Source organism: Pseudomonas sp. SIMBA_068 (genome assembly GCF_046534705.1).
Classification (GTDB): Bacteria; Pseudomonadota; Gammaproteobacteria; order Pseudomonadales; family Pseudomonadaceae; genus Aquipseudomonas; species Aquipseudomonas putida.
In genome coordinates, this window is record NZ_JAWRYI010001555.1 from 1 (window position 1) to 239 (window position 239).

Below are 239 nucleotides of genomic sequence, written 5' to 3' on the forward strand. Positions count from 1 at the left end.
TCATCGGGTTTCTCCGGCACCTGCCAGGTTGTCCAGCAGGGCCTGGCCCATACGCTCACGGCGCCAGCCGCGCAGCGAATCGGGCAGTTGATAGGGGCCGTTGGGGTAGCCGCTCTTGAGCAGGGCTTCCAGGGTTTTCTTGCGCAGCATCAGCTCGGGGGCTATGCCCAAGCGCTCGCCTTCGGCCTGGCCGATCGCGCGCAGCTGCTTGAGGATACCGGCAGCCTCGATCGGCAAGG

General features: G+C 66.5%; 1 pseudogene. It reads right to left on the reverse strand.

Annotated features, from left to right (window positions below):
* Positions 1–239, reverse strand: a pseudogene (locus SB756_RS34905) (ribonuclease D); the annotation flags it as partial.